Here is a 17,690-nt window from a genome sequence, read left to right on the forward strand (position 1 = left end):
TCCCGGATGCACAGCTTCGCCAAGTGCCTGCCGGACACGTGCTGGAAGATTCACAAATCCACATTCTAGGCATAGTGGACTCTCCGGGATGCCCACAGCCAGGCCGACTCCAGAACTCCTGGTGAGCGCGACGCGCTGTCGTGCGGGATCCGCTTGGTGACGCCCGCAACGATGGCTGAGCGCGTCGTTCGGCCCGCGGCACGTGAACTGCTGCCTCGGCGCCGTCGTATCTGGCCCAGAACATGTGCTGCGGGGCCCTTGGACATAAGGTGCCTGTTCCAGAGGCATCACAGGGGGAGGAGTTCGCAGTGGTCGAGGTGTCGATTCAGCCAGGGACCGGCAGGTACGGGGAGGGCAGTCAGGCATGGCGCGATCAGGTTGCAACCCTGTACGTACTGCTCTCGGAGGAAGCTGGTGCACCGGCTCGGGGCGGCGTGCCGGCCCCTGGGCAGAAGGGCGCAGTAGAAGCGACGGCGCTCGCGCTGGGGGCTTCGGGCGCCTTGACCGCAGCGGTGACATGCTTTCGGGCATGGCTGGCCCGGGACAAGACTAGAACACTCACCATCACATGGACAGATGTGACCGGAGCTGAGCAGCGACTGCACGTCTCAGGCGACAACATTGACCAGGCATCATTCCAAGCGCTCGTTGAGTCCCTCGAAAACCGCATGGGCCACGACTGATGAGTGAGCAGCGGCGCTACCGGGGACTGTTGATTGGAAACGCCACCTACGTCCGCGACCCGCACGCACTGCCTGCAATCGACGGCCCCCTCACCGACATCGAGGAGCTGAGCCTTGCGCTCACGGATCCAGAGGTCGGGCTGTTCAACCCTGCCGACCTCGCAGCCTTGGCCAACTGTGGCATCCAGGAACTGAGGGAGCGGGTCGACGAACTCTTCACGACGGCCTCCCGGGAAGACGTGCTCTTGCTCTATTACAGCGGCCACGGTCAACTCGACGAGCGTGGCACGCTATACCTGGGAGCCACAGACACCAGAACCGGGGCGCTGCGTGCAACTGCCCTCAGCGCCATCGAGATCAACAACATCATCGACGGCTCGCCCGCCGGCACCACCATTCTGATTCTCGATTGCTGCTACAGCGGCGCTTTCAAAAGCACTGCACCCGCGCTACTGGCCGAGGGGCGTGGGCGTTATGTGCTCACAAGCAGTCGGTCCACCCAGCTCACCCAGGCAGCCATCGGATTCGGGCACCCCAGCCCCTTCACGCAGCGACTCGTGCAGGTGCTGCGTACTGTTCAACCCACAGGCTCCTCTCAGTACTTGACCCTTTCCGAGACGTACCAACACGTGCATGACCGGATGACAGTCGACACGGTGATCACCCCACAACTGAACTTCCGTGGTGAGGGAGATGTGGCCATCGCGCGACGTCAGACCCAGTCGGACCTCGAACCACCGAGGAAGGGGGAGGAGGCTCGTGAGCCGCAATCCTTCCCTGCGGCCGTGGAGCCAGGCGCGCCGGTTAGCGACTCTACTCTCGATGAGGGAAAGAAGCGTGGAAGCCGACGATTCCTACCTTGGGTTGGTTCCGTCTTCACTGCCGCAGTCGTTGTGTGGTCCAGCTACCTCGGCTGGAAGTCGATGGAAGGTGAAAAATGGATAGACAAGTCGCAGCTCGTTGTCATGCCTCCCCTGGTCTTCTTCGCGATTGTGCGCCTCGACTTTGATTATCGAAGGCGCGGAATCAGCCTCCCAAGATACTCGTACATACTCTCTTCAATAGTCGTCTCTCTGGGGCCGCTTCTCTATGCTTGGCAGGTTACGGATGGCCGGGGCCTGCTCGTCAAGGCTTACGGAGTGGCGATGCTTCTGATGCCTATCTCCTTCGTTCCGTACCTATTCCGCGGAATGGTCGTGGATATTCTGTGCCCTGAGCTACATCCTGATGTGAAGAGGATGATCCAGGCGAAGCGCAGGGAGGCTTTCATCTCGGAAAAAAGGGATGCTGAAGAGGCGTACCTGGCCGACAGTCTGCGTCGGTACCGGGAGATTGAGGAAGAATAGAAGCCAGCCACCCGGTTTCGGTCGAGGCCACCGACCCGTGTACGCATGGTCTGCTGCCCAGAGGCGGCCACCCCCGGATACGGGCCCCGTCCGGCGTACCGGGCCTGCGACCTGTCTGCGTAACCTCGTCGCGCGCCGCCATCGCAAGTGCTTATGGAGACCTCGCACTTCTCGAATTGCTTGAGGAAAGCGTCTAGAGGGCGAACGATTTGTGAGTGACCGATCTATGGAGCGTGACGAGGACCCGACGAATCTTCCGGGGTCTCGTCGCATCACACGAATCCGCCCCTAGGGTTGAAGTGATGAGCAGCTATCTCGCTGTCATATCCAAGTGCCTGCTCGACGCGGAGCTAACTTCCGCGGGAGCGGGATGCTCCCGGCGCCCCCAGCGACCGGGGATGTGAACAAGTTCCAACACATGCGGTCTGCTGCGACGCCAGAGCAGCTGGCAAGCTGATTCGAACTAACGCACGCCGCAATCAGATGGCGAGCTGCAGTACACCGGAGGGCCTCCTGTCCGGAAATGGTTGTGCGTGAGCCTCGTTACATTGCCTGGTGGGCAGCTGCCATGGATCCTGAAAGGCTTGCCACAGTGGCAGGCGTTTGGGGGATGTGATGGCCCGCCCGGTAGTACGAGATGGCAGCGATCCTAAAGCCATCCGTGACACTCGCGTGTTGATCGACTGTCTGCAGGAGCTGGTGAGGGGCGCCGTCTCTAGGACCATCCGCGACTGTGCCAAGTACCCGGAAACGGTGTGGCTCGCGGACGTTCCCGATGGGACCGTGCGCCGTGCTGCGGACGCCGACTCTCGCATCCTGGTGGTCAAGCACCGTGCGCCCCAAGAAGCACCGCGGCTGCCGGCGATCCTGCACGGCAGGGTGTCCGCCGAGGCCGCCGCCACGGCCGGACCGCAACCTCCCGGGCTGATCGACGACACCCCGGATGACCGTCAAGTGGTCGCTGTCCAGGCGGTTGTGGAGGAGAGCCAGCCGGCGCTGGAGAGTGGCAGCTCCGAAGAGCGCAAGGCGTACGAGGCGTGGGCAGACAAGTGGCTGCGATGGTCGCAGGAGGAGCTGGCGGCCGAGCTGCAGCGGCGACTGCACCGGCAGCTGTACCGGATGGCCAAGAAGATTGAGCAGGACAGTGACACCTTCGAAGTAGTCCTGGCCGTAGGCCTCTTGCAACTCGGAGCTGCTCGTCCCTCCGCTCGGGTCCGCCGGCACGTCGTGACAACACCGGTGACTCTTACCGTTGAACCGGCATCGATCAACGTGACCGTTTCTCTGGTGCCGGAGCACCCCGGCCGACTGGAAGACACCGACTTCCTCAGCGAGTCCGACGGCTACACGTCGGAGCTGCTGGGGGTCGTGCGCTCCGCTGTCGAGGACGTCCCCTTCCACCCGCTGTCGGATCGGGCGGCACAGGCCGTGCGCTCGTGGGCGCAGCGGGCTTTCGGAATCGACCGCGTGCTCCCGTTCGACCCAACAACCGGCCAGCATCCCGACCTCACCGCTGAACCCCAGACGCGGTCCCTGCATCTCGCGCCCGCACTCATCCTGCGCGAACACAGCCAGCGCTCCGTCCTTGGCTTCTACGAGAGCATCGCCCGGGCACTGAAGCGTCCCGGAACCCAGGCTCCTCTGGGGCTGGCGCAGTTGCTGTATGATCTTGAACCAGAGCACCGGACGCCCTGGGGGAGCAGAAGTGGCTCCGTGCCACCGGCGCTGGGACCGGATCCGCTGTTCCCGATGATCACTAACGCTGCCCAGCGCGATGTCCTCGACCGGCTGCAGCGCGACACCAGTGTCGTGGTCCAGGGCCCGCCGGGCACCGGAAAGACACACACCATCAGCAATCTGATCGCCGCACTCCTCGCAGACGGCAAGAGAGTACTGGTCACCAGCGCGAAGAGCCAGGCTCTGAATGTGCTGCGTGACCAGCTGCCGTCCAAGCTGCGCAGCATGTGCGTGATCCAAGGCGATCAGTGGCAGGGCGGTAACTCCGATCTGAGCCAGTCACTGGGAGCATTGGCGCACCTGAACGCGACAACGAACCTCGATCGGCTCCAACAGCGCATTGACGACCAGCAGACGCAGCGGCGCCAGCTCATGGCGGAGCAGGCCAAACTCCAAGAACGCCTGCGTCAGGTACGCGAGGTCGAGTGGTACGAGCACCCTGAGATCGCGCCGGGCTACAGAGGGCGGCTCGACGACATCGTGCAGGCAGTGGAACACGGCGCAGCCGAATATCAGTGGCTGCCGCCCCTGGATGTCCAGGCCCCACAGGCCCCGCCCCTGACCACGGACGAAGCTGAGCGACTGTGGCTGCTCGTTGCCCAGCACGGCCCCGGAATCCTCGACGCCCGAATCCAATACTGCCCGGACCCGGCCACGCTTCCGGACCCGACGGAGGTTTCCCGCTGCATCACGGAACTTCAAGGAGCCGAGGAGGCGGTGGGCCACGAGCCGGTCACACCGCTGGCGCGGGAACTGGCGGACCACGGCGACGCGCGGCTCATTGTGCTGGAAACGCTCCTCGACCGAGCTCAGCAGGCCCTGCAGCGGGTAGGGCTGTCCGCGGACCCCACCTCCTGGCGGGCGGATATCTGGTCTACGCGCGCGCTGCAGGACGGCATCGCCCAGCGATGGCAGCAACTGTGGGACAGCATCCGAAACGCCTCACAGCGTGCACAGCAGACCCACGACGAGATAGCCGCCGCCTCCTTCCCGGAAGTGGAGATCCCCCGTCTGTCCGAAAGCGAGGAGAAGGAGCTCCTGATCGCGGGCCGCAATCTGGAGCAACACGTCCTGCGCACCGGAAAACTGAACACGCGATGGCCCCGGCCGACCGTCGTCAAGCAAGCCCGCTTCCTCTTCGAACAGTGCCGGGTGGAAGGCATGGCGCCAGCCAGCCGAGAGCACATCACCGCGGTCGTACGGCAACTGGAGATGCGTGCCCACGCCCGCACCTTGCGCGGCAGGTGGACCGGCGTCGGATCGGTCGTCGGACAGGACACCGCCGAACTGATGACGTCCGAGCTCCTGGACAGGGCCATCATCCTGCAAGCTGTCGACACCTGCGTGGAGGTCATCCGCCAGGTCCACGCAACCCTGCTGGCCGACGGGATCCAGACACCGGTCACCACCGTCGAGCAGTGGCGTGACATCCGCCAGGCCACGGCCCAGGCCCGCCAACTCCTGCACATCAGGACCGCAACACAGCGCTTCGAAGAGCTCCTCAAGAGTCTTCCGCCGGCCCACCCGCATAGCGTCGACGAGCTGCGGCGTGCGGCGGAGGCCGCAGCGGCCCGTGATACGCAGGACTACGCGCAGGCGGTGGATGCACTGGCTGCGGCATACCAGCGCGAGGCAGACCGGCGCGAGACCGGGAAACTCTTCGAGTGCCTTGCAGAGGCCCACCCCGAACTCGCCAAGGACTTCGCTGGCGATCCACTCGCCCCGTACTGGCGCTCGCGGTTCGCCGTGCTGCCCCAGGCCTGGGCATGGCGGCAGGCGCAGGACTTCCTCGACACCCACCTGCTCCAGGGACGCGAAGATCAGCTCGAAGGCGAACTGACCCAGATGCAAACCCGGCTGCACGACCTGGTGGAACAGCTGGTCTGCGACCGCGCAGCGCTCCATTGCGTCAGCCGCATGACCACCAAGCACAAACAGGCTCTGGCTGCGTACGCCAGCGCCGTGGCCAACGCAGGCCAGGGAACCACCGAGTACGGCAAACGTCACCAGCGTCACGCGCGCTCAGCCATGCAGACAGCGCAAGGAGCGGTACCGGCGTGGATCATGCCGCTGAACCAGGTAGCGGAAACCATCAGTCCAGAGCCGGACTCCTTCGACGTCGTCATCGTCGATGAAGCAAGCCAAGTGGGCCTGGACGGGTTGCTATTGCTCTGGCTCGCGCCCCGCATCATCGTCGTCGGCGACGACCGGCAGTGCGCCCCGTTCTACAGCGGCAGCAAGCATGACCGGATCACCCAGATCTTCGACGAGCGCATGGCCGACCTCGAACCCTGGCAGCGCGAAGGCTTCGACCCCAAGTCCAACCTGTACGAACTGCTGCAGTCCCGCTTCACTGATGTGATCCGACTCACCGAGCACTTCCGGTGCATGCCGGAGATCATCAAATGGTCCTCCATGCAGTTCTATCCAGACAACCAGCTGGTCCTGCTGCGCCAGCACGGCTCCGACCGCCTCCCGCCGCTGAAGGTCGTCCACGTGCCCGAAGGCCACTGTGAAGGACGCCGGGACAAACTCATCAACCGGCCGGAGGCGGAGGCCGTCGTCAGTGAACTGCACCGCCTCACCCAGGACCCTGCCTACGCAGACCGCAGTATCGGCGTGATCATCCTGCGCCACGGCGACCAGACACGACTTGTACAGGACCTCGCCGACCAGCGCATCGACGTGTCGGCCCGCGAACGCCACAGCATCCTCGTCGGCACACCCGAGCAGTTCCAGGGAGACCAGCGCGACGTCATCCTCCTGTCGATGGTCGTCGACGGAGCCAATGTCATCGCCGCGACCGGTCGGAACAATGAACGACGCTTCAACGTGGCCGCCAGCCGGGCCCGAGATCAGATGTGGCTCTTCCATTCCCTGACCGTCGACCAGCTCAGCAGCAAAGACCTGCGGCGCTCCCTGCTCACCTACATGGTGAGCCCGCCCCCGCCCTACACACACCCGCACCAGCCCGCCCACGTCAGTGCAGACCGACACTGCGCGCCCTTCGACTCGCTCTTCGAACAGCGTGTCTTCCTGCGCATCAAGGAACGCGGCTACGACGTGGTGCCCCAGTGGGAAGTCAACGGAAAACGCATCGACCTCGTGGTCACCGGAGGCCACGGACGCCTCGCAGTGGAGTGCGACGGCAGCCCTCACCACTCCACCCCGCAGCAGATCCACGACGACGCCGAGCGGGAGCGGGAGCTGCGCCGCGCCGGCTGGACGTTCTGGCGCATACGCAGCAGTGCCTTCGCCCTCACACCCGACGAGGCCCTGGAACCTCTGTGGGAACGCCTGACCGAGCTGGGCATTCATCCCCGCACGGTCCGCGGGGCATCCATCGATGACGCGCCGACCGACACGCCCTGGACTCCGGTCGGCCTGGCCGAAGGCGAACCCGACGAAGACGCGGACCCCTACGACGGGGAGCCGGACGAAGACAGTGGGGGACACTGACATGGACAACTACGACGACAGCACCCTCGAAGAACTCGCCGCCATGGTCTGCGGTGACGAGCCGGGCATGAAGCGCCGAGCCGGCTGGGAACTTGCTCCCTTCCTTCTCCGGGCCGGTTGGGAAGACGTCCCCGACCACGACGGCAGCCCGCGCCACCGCTGGGTACACACCATCCTGCGCGAACGGCAGGAAGACCAGGCAGGAGACACCGAGCGCGTCATCCTGCGCCTGGCCAACCGACGGGAATACCAACAACAACCCGCCGACTACGACGCCGTCATCCAACGCCTCCAGGAAGTCCTCGCCCTTGAAGGCCGTCGTATCGACTACCGCAAAGGGCAGCCGTTCCTCATCGAGTACGACCCCGACGAACCCCCTCGCCCCCAGCGGGTAGAGCTGAAGGTGGCCTTCACCGACATTGTCTCCGATCCCGGCCTGGCCCGCGCCGTTCAGCTACGCCTCGACGAAGCCCGCATCTGCCAAGAACACGGCGCCTACACCTCCGCCGTCATCATGCTCGGGAGCCTCCTCGAAGGCGTCCTCGTCCATGCCGCTGACGTCAGAACTGCAACCGTGCCGCTGACCCGGCCCGCCCGCGACACACGGCTGCAGGACCTCATTCAGCATGCCCACACCAACCAGTGGATCGACCAAGACGCAAAAATGGCCTCCGACCTGCTCCGGACCTACCGCAACCTGGTCCACCCGCTCGCGGAGAAGCGAGCCAAACACAGCGCAGACTTCGACACAGCCGACCTCTGCTGGTCCACAGTCAACGCTGTTCTCAATGACCTGGCGGCAAGCAACCCTCAATAGGCGTCGGAAATGGCGTTGACGGGTCTGACCTGGAGGCGACAGCTCCTTCCCTGCGCCCGTCAACGTCGCGCTGCTGAGGCTCACCTCACCGATAGTGGGTGGCTCGCGACGCTCATCGTCACCGGCGAGGGGTGACCGCTGCTTGAAACTCCGCCCGTCCCAGCGCACGCTCGTCGCTCCGGTCTACGTGCGCAAGCACGAGCCCCTGACATTCGGACCGTGCGGGTGTCGGGCGTTGGGGTCGAGTCCTGCGGCCGAAGCACCAGCTTGGCGCAGGTTCGCCATGATGTCCGGGACGGCGAGATCCGCCAGCAGCGTTCCGCAGAAAACCTGCATGATCGCGGCGTGTTCCAGCCACTCGGGCGCGCTGAGGCACGCGTACTCGTTCAGCCGCCGCCGCGCCTTCTCGTCGGCGGCCTGACCTACACCGGATGCTGATGCCCCATGCCCCATGCCCGTGAGCTTGCGCGGCGTATGCGGAGAACGCTGATGGGTGGCCCGAAGACGCCATGACCTCGTGCCAGGCCCCTGAACGAGCCCTACGCCGACCCCTAATCGATTCGACCCAGTGCGGCATTCCACCGCCCTGGCGGCGCCAATATGCTGTCTCGATCGACCAGTTCGGCTGGGAACTCGAGGGCCCGACAGCTACCCGTCGTGCTCCGTGCCGGGTTGGGACCGCACTGGGAGGTAACGACCGCCGCCGAACATGTCGGAGGCACGCACTACAGACCACCACGTAGATGCCCTGCGGGAGGGGATGCTCAACAGCTTGGAGACCTCCAGCGCGACTCACAGAGCCTCTCGCGACACCTCTCCCGCGTTTCGGCTGGGGCAGGCAGACGGAAACAGGATGTCTTCGTCCCGAATGGTCTGGAATGAAGGGGCGACCAGTACAGCCCCGTGCAAGGTTGTCCGACCCCGGCCCAGGAGGGGCCGAAATGCCGCTGCCCCTGTCCAGTCGTTGGTCAGGGGCAGCCGGGGAATCGGTGTACGGGCAGCGGGTTCGGGAGCGGGTGGCGCGTCCAGCCGGTGTCGTGGTCCCAGTGCAGGACGTGGGTCTCGTCCAGCAGGCAGCCGACCCAGAGGCCGGTGATGCCGGCCGGTACGTTCGGAGATCGCGAGGGCAGCGGGCCCGCAGCGGCGAGGCGGTGCCATGCGGAGGAACGCATCCAGGTGAGCCAGAAGAACACCTCGCGGCGCGGTCGGTCGGAAGCCGCGTTGAGCTTCAGGGCCAGGTCCTCGTGCAGCCCGAACTCGACTTCCAGCAAGTCCACCAGTTCCGTTCCGCCGTCGGCGTCAGCGATCGGCGGCGGATTCGCCGGGAGCGCGGTCCGCCAGGTCAGGGATCGTGCGAGGGTGATCCGCTCGCTCACCTCCCGGCGGGCCAGTTCGGCGAGTTCAGCATCGGTGTGGCGACCGGGGAAAAGGGCTCGCATCGTCTCGGCCGACTTCCGTTCGTCCTCGGTCCGGCGCTTCTCCAGTGAAGCGAGGAAGCCCGGATCCAACGACCACAGCACCGGGCCCATCCGGCGTGGTTCCGGGAGAGGAGAGGGCGGTGGGGGCTTTCCCTGGCGGCGGTTCTTCTCGGCCTTCCCGGCCCAGTGGTCCGGGTTGAAAGCCGGCATCTGGTCGGACCCCGTGAGCAGGCCTGCGCTGATGTAGCCGGTACTCGTCTCGCTGGGCACTGAACAACCGAAGGCCACCCCAGCACTGCCCAGGACGCCGTACGGGCACGCCTCCTCATGGAATGGCCGCTCGATACAGGCCGTGCCGGGGCCGAAGCGGTTCACGCCACGCCGTTCCAGCTCGGCCAGGGCCGGGCTGATGACGGTCAGGGCATCCTTGAAACGAGGGTGCCCCTTGCGGCCCCCGTAGGTTGCCTTCGCCGTGCTCTCGAACACTACGTGCCAGCCTAGATTTAGCTCGGGCACCGCATGCTCCTTGAGGTACGGCTCCCAGGAGCGCCGGTTCTGCTCAGCCACACTGCTGGTCACCTGTGTGACCTCAACCGCCCGATCACCGCCGCACATGAAGTCGAAGCGCCCGTCGGGGTCCGCGCGCACCTCATGGAAATCACCGCACCGGGGGCAGTGGTCATACGGTTCGACGGTCTCACCCGTGCAGTACCGCAGGACGCCTGCCGCCCTCAGCTCCACCGGATCACTTGCTCGGGGCATGAGCCTCGTCCGTCCCCGCAGGCGCGTCCCAAGGGAGTACCAGCTGTTCCAGCGGCAGACGAGACAAGGTCTCGAACAAGTCGTCCCGGCGGTACCCGAGCCCCGCGGCAAGCAGAATCCGCACGTGCTGATCCAGTGCCTCGATCATGGTCGAGGGCAGGCCGACGGCCTCCGGGATGACCCACGCATCCCGCAGGAGCAGCGCCAGATCGGTATCGCCAACCGGCAGATGGACATGCAGCTCCCAAGAAGGGACGGTCCGCAGAGGGCCCCGCACCGCCCGGCTCCGCCGCGCGAGCAAGCGCCGACCGGCCACTTGGAGAGCACGCAGCACCGCCATTTCGGCCATGGCCGCCGCCACGGTCTCACGAGGGCTCTGGATCATGATTCTCCTACTGGATCTCGGAGGCATGCCGCGGCTGGAGGAACGGGATCAGCGGGGCCGGCAGCACGGCGGGGGATCCGAGCAGCTCCCAATGGCAGTCCGGCACTTTGCCGTCGAGGTTGCGCAACGACCGCCGCATCATCAACAGGATCAGGGAGTCCGACGCCCGGTCTGTGGGGGACCAGTGGCGGTCTCCAACCTGGGCCATCAGCACCAGCCCCGACACGAAGGCCCTGCCCATCAGCCAGGCGAGGGCCGCGTCGCCCAGCTCGCCGACGTCGAGCTCCGCCTCGACCCGTGCGCACAGCTCCAGCGCCCACTCGCGGGTCGCCCCGCTCACCTCCCAGGCGTCCCGCAGGTCCTCCAGGGTGGCCGTCTCCGCCAGACTCAGCAGGGCGCCGCGGACGTCACCGTCGGGAACGGTGCTCATCCCGCCGTCCGGAAGGAACACCTCCTGGGCGGCATCAGGGACGTCATCGACCGTGTACTCGGCCAGTGACGCCCCCGGGTTGCCCCACCCCGTCGGCTGCACGGCCCGCAGCACGTCACCGATCCCCTGCGGCGTGACGGCGGCACCTCCACGCAGCACCGTGGTCACCGCGGCAGCCGTGACCTCCCCGCCGGACAGGCTCGGAGGTTCCGGGTTCGCGTCCAGGTCGGCCAGCTCGGGAGGGGGCCACACCACCCCCCGGTCACCCATGTACCGGGCGATGCCCTCATCGATCCGACGCACCCGCGCGGGAACGAGCCGCACCCGCTGCCCCGAGGCGACCACCTCGTCGGCGACGCGCTCCGCCCACTCCTCTCCGTCCTCCCCCTCTTTCGGACCTTCCTCGCCGAGCCCGGCGCCCAGGCCCCGGACCGCCTTACCGAAGGCGTCCCGCACGGTCTTCTCCGGCACCGGGTGCCCTTCGCCGAACAGCGCCAGCGCCAGATGAGAGGGCCGAGCGCCCCTCCGCGCCAGCCGGGCGAGCGCCACGACCAGACCGAATGCCTCGTCGTCTGGAACCGATGTACTCCCGCGCCCTCGGCCCAGCGCCCGCTTCGTGTGTTCCGGCAACAGCCCCGCCCGCCGCCACGACGCAGGCTGCTTCGCCGACACCACGAAACCGTGCTGACGCGCGTGCTCGACGAGCTGCTGATCAGCGGAGACCGGACCACCAGGAGAAGACATGCCGCGAACCTACCCAGTTCCGTCGGAAGAGGACGCGCCTTCAGGAAATAGAGACCCCCCACCTTTACCCGGGCCGGACGCACCGGGCCTGGTGACCTGGGGGAACCGCCGGAGCGCACGGCCCGGCAGCACATCAGGAGGAACCATGCTCACCGCACTGACCGCACTGCTCCCCACCACCGGGCCCCTGCTCTGGGCCCTGATCACCGTCCTGTACATCTGGATCACCGTCTACGTCGTCGTCGTCGGCGTCGCCCTGCTGCACCCCCGCCGCTCCCGCCGGAGGGAAGCCCGCCAGATCCTCGACTGCCACCTCCTCGTCCCCAGGCCCCTGTGACCCTGCTGGAGAAGTGACCGCGGGGTTGTGGCAAGGGTCGGCCCCGGCCCTTGCCATCCGGATAGGCTGGTGTTGCCTTAACGGAGGTTGGTGGACACCAATGTCGACAATGCCGACCGTCAGGTGCGGCTGAGTTTCCTCGGCTAGCCGGTCGCGGGCTCCCTGTTCGTCACCCTCTTCGCGCCGCCGTACTGCCTTGCGGCTAGTTTGTGTGCAGGACAGGTACGCAGACCCGTGGTGGCAGAGGTGCACGGGGGGACGAGAGGTCGGGAAGAGTGTCGCTGCGCGGAGGTGATCCCACCGAGATCGGCGGATATCCGCTTGAGGCGCGGCTCGGCTCGGGGGGCATGGGCACGGTCTTTCTGGCCCGTACGAGTTCGGGGCGGCCTGTCGCGATCAAACTGATCCACCAGCAGTTCGCGGGGGACGACGAGTTCCGCATCCGGTTCCGGCAGGAGGTGGCGGCGGCGAGGCGGGTGAGCGGCGCGTTCACCGCCGCCGTGGTCGACGCCGCCCCTGAGGCCGAGCAGCCGTGGATGGCGACGACCTATATCGAGGGGCAGACGCTCGCCCAGCGCATCGCGACGAAGGGCCCGCTGAACGGAGCGGAGCTGAGGAAGCTCGCCATCGGGCTGGCGGAGGCGCTGCGCGACATCCACCGGGTGGGCGTCGTCCACCGTGACCTGAAGCCCTCGAACGTCGTGCTCTCGTCCGAGGGGCCGCGCGTCATCGACTTCGGCATCTCGCGCGCCGTGGACCAGCAGACGCTGACGATGACGGGGCGGGTCATCGGTACGCCGCCCTTCATGTCGCCGGAGCAGTTGCAGGCGCCGCGCGGTGTGGGGCCGCGGTCCGATGTCTTCTCGCTGGGGACGCTGCTGGTGTACGCGGCGACGGGCCACGGGCCCTTCGACGCGGACAGTCCGTACATGACGGCGTACCAGGTGGTGCACGAGGAGCCGTCGCTGGATGCCGTGCCGGAGGCCCTGCGCGCGGTCGTCGAGTCGTGTCTGTTCAAGGAGCCCGAGGGGCGTCCCTCGGCGGACGAACTCCTCGTGCTGCTGCGGGACCTGCCGGCCGACCTCGGCGGGACCGACGTGAACGGGATCGAGCCGGGCCGCACCCGCGACATGGTCACCCAGCATCACTTCGCGACGCCGGCCACCCCGGCGACGATCGTCCCGACCGCCGCTCCGGCCGGTCCCGATACACGGAGCACCGGCACCGCCATCGGCCGCCGTCTGCGTCGCCGGTGGCGTCCCGTGCTCGCGGCCGCGGTCGCGGTGGCGGCGATCGGCGGGGGAGTCGCCGCACTGAAGACGGGTGGCTTCGCGGCGAGCGGCGGCGGCGGTCAGCAGGGCAACAGCGTCGCTGCGCCGGTCGCCGCACTTCCGAACGGTTTCAAGCCGTGGCGCAAGACGGTGCCGGGCGGTCGCGCGGACATCCCCGACGAGCTGCGTTGCGTCGCGCACGGCGCCGCGCTGTTCTGCGGGGGCGGCGGCGTTGTCGCGGCCCGTATCAAGGCTCTGGACGGCTCGCGGGTGTGGACGGTGAAGAGCCCGGGCGTCCCCGTCCAGGGCATGCACCTGGTGGGCGCCACCGACGACACGGTGCTCGGTTACCGCTTCGCCGCCCAGGACGCCCCGCAGGGCCCTCCCAGTGAGGTGGTGGCCATCGACGCGAACAGTGGCCGGGAGCTGTGGTCCGTGCCCTCCGGCGCCCAGTCGACGGCCGTCACGGGGCGGACTCGGGACGCCGTCGTGGTCGGCTCAGCCGTGGTGACGGTCGACGCCTCCAACTCCCGCTTCGAGGCCCGGGACGCGCACAGCGGTACGGTCACCTGGAAGACGCCGTTCCCCGCGGGCACCCAGTGCGCTCCCGTCCCCGTGGGCCCGCGGCTCGTCGCGATGTGCGCGACGAATGCGGAGGTGGACGCCTCAGAGGTGCGCCACCCCACCCTGTACACGGTCGACCCGGCCTCGGGGACACTGGGCCGGCCCATCGCGGTTGACGGCCCCGCCGTGCCGATGGGCGTCGCCAACGGCAGGCTCGTACTCCTTCAGGCGCACATGGAGGGAACGGCGCTGGCCGGCTACGACGGGGTGGCGCGGGTCCACCCGGCCTCGCGGAAGGTCACGTACTCCCGGCTGCCCAAGACGTACTCGGGGACGCCCGGTATGGCGGACGGCATCCTCTGCGTGAGCAGTCAGACCGGTCTCGTCACGGCGCTCGACCCCGCGACGGGCCGGGAGAAGTGGTCCCGGCAGACGGGCGTGGAGGGCGCGTCGGGTCCCGTTGCGGGAGCCGACGCACTGTATTTCAGCTCGGCCACCGGCCGGGTGGTCGCGCTGTCGCCGCGCGACGGCACATCCCTGTGGACGACAGATCCGCAGGCCGATGGTCTGACGGGCGAGCAGGGCGCGAGCCCGCGCGTGACCGTCGTGGGGCGTGCGCTGATCGTGGCCGCGGCCAAGAACACCCTCTTCGCCTTCGACACGCTGAAGCCGCCGAAATCGGGCTGACCCTCGCGGGAACACCCCGCCTCAGATCGTCATCGCCTCCTGTATCCAGCGGCTGACGCGGTACGGCAGCCACCACTCCACCCCGCCGACCGCGAGCACGAGCCGCTCCTCGCGGAAGTCGGCGAGCGCGTCCGACGGCACCGCCGACGCGGGAGCCCCGTACGCCAGGCGCTCGATCGCTTTCTGGTAGTGCGGCTCGTCCACCGTGAACCGGCGGAGATCTCCCCAGCGGCGGTCGCGGATCTGGACGAAGCCCGGCCCCTGCCGCCAGAGGCACTTGCCGAGGTAGTGGCCGTTGCGCCAGGTCCGCAGGGCGCCGTCCGCCGTCGCCGGGTCCACCCCCTCGATCCGCTGCGGCGGCTGGAGGTGGCTCAGGAGGCGGCTGATGTCCTCGGCGGCCGTCGGGCCCCCGTCCGGATCCGGCCGCAGGTCCCACTCGACGAGCACCGCACGGGCCGTCAGGTCCCTGACCAGGCTCAGGGTGCGTACGGCACGGGCCGTCGCGTCCGGCGTCGCCGTGTCCGCGAGATCCACGGCGCCGGACAGCCGGACGCGGCGCGCGCCCAGTTCCCACAGCCGGTCGCACTCCTCGGCGACGGGACCGGTCAGCGCGATGTCGCCGAGGAACATCCCCGGCAGCGCGCAGGCGACGGGGTCGTAGTCACGCCAGACGGCTGCGGACGGGGTGAGGGTGGAGCTGGGACTCATGGGACCGGCCTCCAGGTGCGCGGACGACGCTCGGGCGAGGGCTGAGGAAAGGGGGAGGGGAGAGGAAAGGGGAGGGGAGAGGAAAGGGGAGGGGAGAGGAAAGGGGAGGGGAGAGGGAAGACCGGTCAGACTCCGGTCATGTGCGGTTCGGCCTGCGTGGCCGCCGGTGCGGGCGCCGCCACGGGCGGCTCCGCCCGCGCCGCGTGCCGATGCCGCATGAAGTCCAGCCGCAGCAGGTCCTCGTTCACCGCCGAGGGCGCGATATGCACGTACTGCCCGTTGTCGGTGAAGACCAGCCCGAGCCCCACCCAGCGGTCGAGCAGCTCCCGCACCTCGTCCTCCTGGAGCGCCCCGCCCGGCACCCGGCCCGCGGCCTTGCGGGTGAGGGCCGCCGGGGTGTGCGGCTGGTCCAGCAGCCGGAACGCGGCGATCTCGTACGGGTCGGTCAGCTCCATGGCCCGCCACCCGAAGGCCCGGCGCTTGCTGACCAGGACGATGCGGTCGCCCAGATCGGCCTGCGTGAGACGCGCGTCGGCGTGGTCCTTGCGCCAGGTGTCGAGCGCGGCGTTGAGCGCGGTGACGGTTGCTTTGCCGATGCCCCGCTCCGGTGCCTCGAAGACATAGGCGAGGCCGTAGAGCTCCTCCTCGGGCAGGTCGTAGGTGAAGCGGTAGTGCGCCTCCGGGCGCAGACCGGAGAAGCCCAGCTCGGGCCGGTTGAAGTAGGGGCTGAAGCGTTCGATGGCGATACGGGCCGAGAGGCCGACCGGCGGGTTGAGGTGTTCCAGCGCCGGTATCTGCGCGATGACCGGGTCGTAGTCCTCCGCGCTCTCTCCCGGGAAGCCGTGCAGATAGTTCCAGGACACCGAGAGGCCGGTCTCGGCGCCGTCGCGGAGCATGCGTACGTTCTGGCAGCCGCTGACGCCCTTGTCCATCAGGTCCAGTACGCGGCTGTTCAGGCTCTCGATGCCCGGCTGCACGTAGATCAGGCCCGCGTCGGAGAGCGTACGGAGGTGGGCGCGGCGCATGTTGGCCTTGATCTCGATGTGCAGCCGCAGGTCGTAGCCGCTCTCGATGATCCGGGGCAGGACGGTGGAGAGGTAGCCCATGTCGAGGATGTTGTCGACCACGTACATGTCCAGCACACGGTGGCGGCGGGCGAGATCCATGATCTCGTCGTAGAAGGTGTCCGGGCTCTTGCTGCGGAACTGCATGAAGGAACCGTTGAGTCCGCAGAACGTGCAGTGGTGCTTCTCGCCCCACCAGCAGCCTCTGGCGCCCTCGACGACGAGCTTGGGCTCGACCCAGTTGCGGGCCACGGAGGCGCCGAGGCGTTCGAAGTAGCCGCTGTAGTCGGGCGGCAGGATGGTGGCGGGCGGCAGCGGGCTGGTGGCCATCGCGTTGGCGGTGCTCACACCGTCCGGACCGCGGTGGCACAGCCCGGCGACGGCGGAGAGGTCCGGGTGTTCCTCGCCGAGCGCGGCCAGGAGCCGCGGAAACGCGGCTTCGCCCTCGCCCCGGATCACGTAGTCCACGAACGGGAAGTTGCGGTGGACCGTCGCGCCCTGCTCGCCGTCGCAGTTGGCGCCGCCGATGACGGTCACGATGTGCGGCGCGAGCTTCTTGAGCTGGCGGGCGGCCGCGAGGGCGGCGGTGTTCTGCTGGAAGGTGGAGGTGAAGCCCACGACGTCGGGTGCCTCGTCGACGATCCGCCGGACGATGTCCGCTACGAACTCCGGCACCAGCCGGTGCAGTTCGCGCGTCATCCGCATCCGGGACGCGCCGAGCTTCCCCTTCATCACAGCGGCGAACTCGTCGTCCCGCCAGTCGGGGTCGTCGTAGAGCGCGGAGGAGAAGACCCAGTCGCCACAGCCCATGAAGTAGGAGGCCAGCGCGTAGTACTCGTAGTCCTCGGCGGTGAACTCCATGCGCCGGGTGATCCAGTCGGTGAATTCGAGGTTGGCGTGCAGGACTTCGGCACTGCCGTCCGGCACGTGCTCGTCCACACTCCGCTTGAGGATTCCCAGGGCCAGCGACGGAAGGTCGATGGGCGACCAGGGCATGTTGACCAGCAGTACGCGCATGTCAGCTCCTCGTGGGACGGCCGGAAGACGGGGAAGTGGGCAGGAGAAAAGGGGGCGGGAGGCGGGGCTTCGGGCAACCGGCCGCGTTCGTGGTGGGACGCCCTCCCCGACCCCGCTGGGACGGACAATTCCCGTTGCGGACACCCTCGTTGCGGTGAACGCCCCTGTGGTGTCCGGCCGACCGGCCGGCCCGGCATCGGTGGCCGCCGGGCCGGCCGGCGAGGATCAGTTCTCTTCCGCGTCTTCCGCGTTGCGGAACGG

At 67.7% G+C, this 17,690-nt stretch carries 12 protein-coding genes; 6 read left to right on the forward strand and 6 right to left on the reverse strand.

Translation table 11 applies throughout. The features are described from left to right. Positions 1 to 242 precede the first annotated feature (242 nt). From OG627_RS33650 to OG627_RS33665, 4 genes are all read left to right on the forward strand, one after another. Complete coding sequence (locus tag OG627_RS33650) at positions 243 to 683, forward strand: effector-associated constant component EACC1 (protein WP_329071683.1); 441 nt, start codon at positions 243 to 245, stop codon at positions 681 to 683. After that, a complete protein-coding gene (locus OG627_RS33655; RefSeq protein ID WP_329071684.1) occupies positions 683 to 2,029 on the forward strand; it encodes a caspase family protein in 1,347 nt (448 codons plus the stop codon). The genes OG627_RS33650 and OG627_RS33655 overlap by 1 nt, the downstream gene beginning before the upstream one ends. A gap of 672 nt (positions 2,030 to 2,701) precedes the next feature. Continuing rightward, positions 2,702 to 7,225 carry an AAA domain-containing protein gene (locus OG627_RS33660; protein WP_329071685.1) on the forward strand — a complete coding sequence of 1,508 codons (4,524 nt, stop codon included), beginning with the start codon at positions 2,702 to 2,704 and terminating at the stop codon, positions 7,223 to 7,225. Between the two features lies 1 nt (position 7,226). Further along, a complete protein-coding gene (locus OG627_RS33665) occupies positions 7,227 to 8,042 on the forward strand; it encodes a hypothetical protein (RefSeq protein ID WP_329071687.1) in 816 nt (271 codons plus the stop codon). 183 nt (positions 8,043 to 8,225) lie between these two features. Here the strand turns inward: OG627_RS33665 and OG627_RS33670 are convergent, their stop codons facing one another. The 4 genes from OG627_RS33670 to OG627_RS33685 form a co-directional block, all read right to left on the reverse strand. Further along, positions 8,226 to 8,495 (reverse strand): hypothetical protein, encoded by a 270-nt coding sequence (locus OG627_RS33670; protein ID WP_329071689.1) that lies wholly within the window; start codon positions 8,493 to 8,495, stop codon positions 8,226 to 8,228. A gap of 515 nt (positions 8,496 to 9,010) precedes the next feature. Then, complete coding sequence (locus tag OG627_RS33675; protein WP_329071690.1) at positions 9,011 to 10,222, reverse strand: hypothetical protein; 1,212 nt, start codon at positions 10,220 to 10,222, stop codon at positions 9,011 to 9,013. Then, positions 10,206 to 10,607: a hypothetical protein gene (locus tag OG627_RS33680; protein ID WP_329071691.1), complete on the reverse strand. Its 402-nt coding sequence runs from the start codon at positions 10,605 to 10,607 to the stop codon at positions 10,206 to 10,208. The genes OG627_RS33675 and OG627_RS33680 overlap by 17 nt, the downstream gene beginning before the upstream one ends. Positions 10,608 to 10,614: 7 nt before the next feature. Next, complete coding sequence (locus OG627_RS33685; protein WP_329071693.1) at positions 10,615 to 11,781, reverse strand: hypothetical protein; 1,167 nt, start codon at positions 11,779 to 11,781, stop codon at positions 10,615 to 10,617. A gap of 145 nt (positions 11,782 to 11,926) precedes the next feature. Between OG627_RS33685 and OG627_RS33690 the strand changes: the two genes are divergently transcribed. Together OG627_RS33690 and OG627_RS33695 are read left to right on the forward strand one after the other, a co-directional pair. Further along, the gene (locus OG627_RS33690; protein WP_329071695.1) at positions 11,927 to 12,118 is read left to right on the forward strand and encodes a hypothetical protein; all 192 of its coding nucleotides are present in this window, start codon (positions 11,927 to 11,929) and stop codon (positions 12,116 to 12,118) included. A 275-nt stretch (positions 12,119 to 12,393) separates the two neighbouring features. Then, the gene (locus tag OG627_RS33695; RefSeq protein WP_329071697.1) at positions 12,394 to 14,640 is read left to right on the forward strand and encodes a serine/threonine-protein kinase; all 2,247 of its coding nucleotides are present in this window, start codon (positions 12,394 to 12,396) and stop codon (positions 14,638 to 14,640) included. Between the two features lie 21 nt (positions 14,641 to 14,661). Here the strand turns inward: OG627_RS33695 and OG627_RS33700 are convergent, their stop codons facing one another. Both OG627_RS33700 and OG627_RS33705 read right to left on the reverse strand, forming a co-directional pair. Then, a complete protein-coding gene (locus OG627_RS33700) occupies positions 14,662 to 15,348 on the reverse strand; it encodes a DUF5825 family protein (RefSeq protein WP_329071699.1) in 687 nt (228 codons plus the stop codon). A 125-nt stretch (positions 15,349 to 15,473) separates the two neighbouring features. Continuing rightward, entirely contained in the window at positions 15,474 to 17,429 is a 1,956-nt protein-coding gene (locus OG627_RS33705; RefSeq protein ID WP_329071701.1) for a RiPP maturation radical SAM C-methyltransferase, read from the reverse strand. Positions 17,430 to 17,690: the final 261 nt, after the last annotated feature.

Origin of the sequence: Streptomyces sp. NBC_01429, from assembly GCF_036231945.1 — a bacterium.
In the GTDB taxonomy this organism is placed as follows: Bacteria; Actinomycetota; Actinomycetes; order Streptomycetales; family Streptomycetaceae; genus Streptomyces.

Bases quoted from the DNA above. Each gene is read 5' to 3' on its own strand.
- OG627_RS33650 (WP_329071683.1), top strand. From the start codon at position 243: ATGTGCTGCGGGGCCCTTGGACATAAGGTGCCTGTTCCAGAGGCATCA.
- OG627_RS33655 (WP_329071684.1), top strand. From the start codon at position 683: ATGAGTGAGCAGCGGCGCTACCGGGGACTGTTGATTGGAAACGCCACC.
- OG627_RS33665 (WP_329071687.1), top strand. From the start codon at position 7,227: ATGGACAACTACGACGACAGCACCCTCGAAGAACTCGCCGCCATGGTC.
- OG627_RS33670 (WP_329071689.1), bottom strand. From the start codon at position 8,495: ATGGGGCATGGGGCATCAGCATCCGGTGTAGGTCAGGCCGCCGACGAG.
- OG627_RS33675 (WP_329071690.1), bottom strand. From the start codon at position 10,222: ATGCCCCGAGCAAGTGATCCGGTGGAGCTGAGGGCGGCAGGCGTCCTG.
- OG627_RS33680 (WP_329071691.1), bottom strand. From the start codon at position 10,607: ATGATCCAGAGCCCTCGTGAGACCGTGGCGGCGGCCATGGCCGAAATG.
- OG627_RS33685 (WP_329071693.1), bottom strand. From the start codon at position 11,781: ATGTCTTCTCCTGGTGGTCCGGTCTCCGCTGATCAGCAGCTCGTCGAG.
- OG627_RS33690 (WP_329071695.1), top strand. From the start codon at position 11,927: ATGCTCACCGCACTGACCGCACTGCTCCCCACCACCGGGCCCCTGCTC.
- OG627_RS33700 (WP_329071699.1), bottom strand. From the start codon at position 15,348: ATGAGTCCCAGCTCCACCCTCACCCCGTCCGCAGCCGTCTGGCGTGAC.
- OG627_RS33705 (WP_329071701.1), bottom strand. From the start codon at position 17,429: ATGCGCGTACTGCTGGTCAACATGCCCTGGTCGCCCATCGACCTTCCG.